At 60.3% G+C, this 4,034-nt stretch carries 4 protein-coding genes and 1 pseudogene; 2 read left to right on the forward strand and 3 right to left on the reverse strand.

What is annotated here, in order from left to right; genetic code table 11:
* Nucleotides 1-473: 473 nt before the first annotated feature.
* The gene (locus tag LOC54_RS11575; protein ID WP_279313947.1) at nt 474-2,564 is read right to left on the reverse strand and encodes a protein-disulfide reductase DsbD; all 2,091 of its coding nucleotides are present in this window, start codon (nt 2,562-2,564) and stop codon (nt 474-476) included.
* A 79-nt stretch (nt 2,565-2,643) separates the two neighbouring features.
* Nucleotides 2,644-3,177 carry a TetR family transcriptional regulator gene (locus LOC54_RS11580; protein ID WP_279313948.1) on the reverse strand — a complete coding sequence of 178 codons (534 nt, stop codon included), beginning with the start codon at nt 3,175-3,177 and terminating at the stop codon, nt 2,644-2,646.
* Between LOC54_RS11580 and LOC54_RS11585 the strand changes: the two genes are divergently transcribed.
* Entirely contained in the window at nt 3,176-3,319 is a 144-nt protein-coding gene (locus LOC54_RS11585) for a hypothetical protein (protein ID WP_279313949.1), read from the forward strand. The two genes, LOC54_RS11580 and LOC54_RS11585, sit on opposite strands and share 2 nt — an antisense overlap.
* Nucleotides 3,320-3,356: 37 nt before the next feature.
* On the opposite strand, the gene LOC54_RS11590 is transcribed toward LOC54_RS11585, so the two are convergent.
* On the reverse strand, nt 3,357-3,746 hold the full coding sequence (locus LOC54_RS11590) for a hypothetical protein (RefSeq protein WP_279313950.1): 390 nt from the start codon (nt 3,744-3,746) through the stop codon (nt 3,357-3,359).
* An 80-nt stretch (nt 3,747-3,826) separates the two neighbouring features.
* Here LOC54_RS11590 and LOC54_RS11595 point away from each other — a divergent pair.
* Nucleotides 3,827-4,034 (forward strand): annotated as a pseudogene (locus LOC54_RS11595) (hypothetical protein); the annotation flags it as partial.

Consider the following 4,034-nt stretch of genomic DNA (forward strand, 5'->3'; position numbering starts at 1 on the left):
CAAAACCGAACAGAACCTTCAGTGTCAGACAGGTCTGGATCGCGGCATCTCTGTAACCCGGCTGACGACCGCAGCACACACGCTTGATACCGGGACCAAGCGGCTCTTCATCCCGGAGTGTGGGAGAGGGGGAGGATGCAGGGAAGATGAGCTGCGACGTGTTTCAGGCGCTCTGTGGCGAAGTCTTCGAAATTTATGTTTTCCCTATCATGCTGCAGTCCGGTGCAGAACGGGGGCTGGCGTGTAGTAGTGCCGGACATAGCGTTCCATGCTGCTCTGGTTATCTTCAGAGAATGTCAGCAGTAGGCTCTTGGCCGGGAGCCGGCGCCGATCAGACTGGTATGAGCACCCGGGGTGGTATCATGGAGTGGTACAGCCGGTGGAGAGGGATTTTGTGTCCTATACCCCGGTCCCGGTTCCAGAAAAATTTACGAAAGACAGAAAGAGAAAAAGCGGGAAATGATTGATGGGTATTAATGATTTTTTGTTTCTGTATCGGTCAGTTTAAGAACTATTTCCGCTGTCAGGATCTGGGGTAGAATGACCTCGCTGCCGTGGGGCGGATAGTAGACATAGAGCGGCACGCCGTCGCGGTTGCGGGCTGTGAGGAAAGTGCTGATTTCGGGATTTCTGCGGGTCCAGTCCCCCCTGAGCCAGACGATGTTTCTTTTCCGGAAAGCGTCCCGGATACGTGGCGTGTTGAGGACCATGCGCTCGTTGACGAGGCAGGTGATACACCAGGCAGCTGTCATATCGACGAGAACCGGTCTTCCTTCATGACGCAGCGTTTCAAGGCGCGCGGCCGACCAGGGTTCCGATCCCGCTCCGTGCGTGGATTCCGTCGTGCCGGCATCGGTTTCCTGCAGTGCAGGGAGGGTGGCAAGCGGGATGAGCAGCAGCAGAAGGGCAATAAGCCGCAGGATGAGTCGCGGAGCAGGCCGGAGATCGGCGCGGCTCATTCCGCCAAGCCACAGAGCCAGTCCGATCACCAGACATCCTGATCCGAGGATGAGAATACCTGAGTTTCCGGTCTGGGAGACCAGCACCCAGGCGAGCCAGACGCAGGTCCCGAAGACCGGGAAGGCGAGGGCCTGCCGGAGAATAACCATCCATGGACCGGGGCGCGGAAACAGGCGGGCAACTCCTGGCAGGGCGGCGAGCAGGAGATAAGGGGAGGCAAGACCGAGGCCGAGGCCGAGAAATATACCGAGCGCGGGCAGAGGCGGAGCGGCAAGCGCGCCTGCAAGGGCGGCCCCCATAAACGGCGCGGTGCAGGGTGTGGCGATCAGCACGGCAAGCAGCCCCGTCAGGAAATCGGCCGCAAGGCCGCGGCTGCGGCTGAGAAGGGACTGCCCGGCGCTGACGGGACCGAAGCCTGCGGCATCTGTCATGCCGAGACCCACAGCGAAGAGCAGCCAGCAGATTCCCGCGACGAAGGCGGGGGACTGGAACTGTGCGCCCCAGGCGGCCTGGATTCCGCTTTGTCTGAAAGCGAGGACGATAAGACCGAGTGCGCTGAATGTGACCAGAACACCGGCTGTATAAGCAAGGGCGCTGCGTCTCATGGCGCGGGGATTGTCCGCGCGGCTGAGCGCCAGGGCTTTCATGGCGAGTACCGGGAATACGCAGGGCATCAGATTGAGGATCAGCCCGCCGAGGATGGCGAGCAGGAACAGGCTGAGCCAGGAGGAGGAGACAGACGCAGGCTGAACGGCAGGTGTGGCCGTGGCTTTTGCAGAGATCGAAAAGCCGTTTTCCTGTCCTGAACTGTCCTTGAGGACGACAACACCGCTGAGGTCTGAGCCGGGTTTATATCCGTCGAGAAGAGCAAGCTTCAGGGTCAGGCTGTCCGGGGCCTGTGTAAGAGGCTGAGGAGCTGCCTGTTTTATAAGTCCGGGCGTGTCAGGAAGGAACCAGGCGTCTCTGATCTTGTCCGGGATCTGTCCGTGCAGAGTGAGCGCGCCGTCCGGCGCGATATGTGCCGTGAAGGGCGCGGTGCGGGGCCGTGCGTTAAGAGCAGCACTGATCAGCGGGGCTTCGGCAGAGGAGGCGGATGTGCCTGCCTTCAGCGCCAGCTGGAAATCACCGGATTCGGGAACGCAGACCTCCGCACAGACCAGCCATTCGGCATGGGCGGTAAGGGTTGCGGTGCTGCCGTTGCCAGATTTTGGAGTGAGAGCGACGGGAAGAATGACGTCTCCGGTATAACCGTAGGACATCAGTGCGCCTTCGGGCAGGCGGCGAGGAACGGACCAGAGAATATCCTTACCAGCCGCGGTTGCGGCACCTGTCAGCCGGAGATCCAGAGTCGGGGCATCGCCCGCATCCCCTGCATTACGCCAGTAGCTGTGCCAGCCGGGCTTCAGGTTAAGGCGCAGTGCAGCATGGAATGTCTGGCCCGTGCTGAGACTGTCCGTGTCGGTGATGAGAGTTGCGGTGTCGCGTGCAGTGGTCAGGGGAGCGCTTTCCGCAGCCCGCGCAATGGTATTTCCGCAGAGCGGGACTGTGCTCAGCAGAGCTATGGTCAGGGCGGGGAGCAGATTGCGAACGGACAGGCGCTTCACTCCGGATCTCCGAGGGGGGGGGCTTAAGGTCAGCCTTTATAGAGGCTGTTCCGTAAGGAAGGCCAGTTTCGGCGCGGGGTCATGAATCTGTTGTCAGAAGCCGGGTCTGAAGTGCGAGAACCCTGCGGAGGACCGGGATCAAAGCAGGTCTGCCCTTGAGTCTGATCCATTCGTCGAGGGCCGTGCGAAAGGCAGCGATTGCGGAACGCGCGGCAACGCGCGCGGCAAGCTGACTGTCCGGGCCGGGAGGGAGACGGAGGATGAGCGCAGCAGCGAGGCTGTCTTCCCATTGTGCATATTTGCGGAGGCTGACCGGGAGAAGCGTCGGCGTGCGTTCGATCAGGCAGACGAAGGCGTAGGATTCGGCGCGTGTTTTTGCCATATGCGGCACGACGGCTTCCAGTGCGGTACCGATGATATCCTGCGCTGTGGCGTTTTCGGGGCTGTTTCTGACGCTGGCCGTCAGAACGTCGGTCATCTGACGGGTCCAGGCCGTCACGATATCGGCCTTGGCAGGAAAATACCGAAACAGGGTGCGGCGGGAAATGCCTGCGGCAGCGGCGATTTCGTCGGTTGTGGTTTCGTCAAAGCCCTTTTCGGACAGAAGCCGCATGGCGGCTCTGATCAGGGCGTCCGTCGTTTCCGTGCGCCGGGCTTCCCTGCGGGACGGGATGGCTGTTTTTCCGGCCTGCCCGGCAGATCCGGTCGGGCATGTTGCGGGAGAGGAGATCGTGGTCATGGCGCGCGCAGGATAGCCTGAAACTGCGCCCGGACACAGAGCCGGTATCTGCGTCAGCCGGGCAGTCCGCCCGTTCCCGTCAGCAGGGCTGTTGCACAGGAGAGAGCTTCCTGCTGACGTTTTACACCTTCATGGTCCGGCAGGTGTGAGAAATATGACGTCTGCGCATATCCTGTCAGGCGGCGGATAATCTCCAGCGCTGCGAAGCCTGTTGTGTCATCATGGATTTTTTGCAGATATGAGGTGATAAAGCCGTTCCTGCCACTGTGCCCGGACAGGATCGGCGGAGCAATATCTCCGGTTTCGTCACGTGTTTCCCACAGGCGGAGGAATTCCGCTTCGAAAATCTGTCTGAAGAGCGGAACAGTCCGGAGATCAGGTTCCGATGATGTCCGTTGTGGCTGAAACCGGCCAGAATCAGGCTGGCGATAAAAAGCCCGCAATCGAATCCTGCCGGGCCGATAAGGGCGAATTCTCCGTCTATTACGGAAGAAGTTCCGGGTGCGACCATGACGGAACCAGCGTGGAGATCTCCGTGCAGAAGACATTGCCCTGCGGTCAGGAAGCGTTCCTGCAGGATGCAGACGGCATTGCGGATGACCGGATCGGCTTTCAGTCCGGAGACAGCATCTGCCAGTGCCGGATGAGAGTGATTTCTACGTCGTGTCGTCAGTTAAGCAGTATGATGATTGAAGCGAACTGCACTGCTGCGAGGAAAGTAGATTTGAGTT

This window comes from Acetobacter sp. AN02, assembly GCF_029759835.1.
GTDB lineage: Bacteria > Pseudomonadota > Alphaproteobacteria > Acetobacterales > Acetobacteraceae > Acetobacter.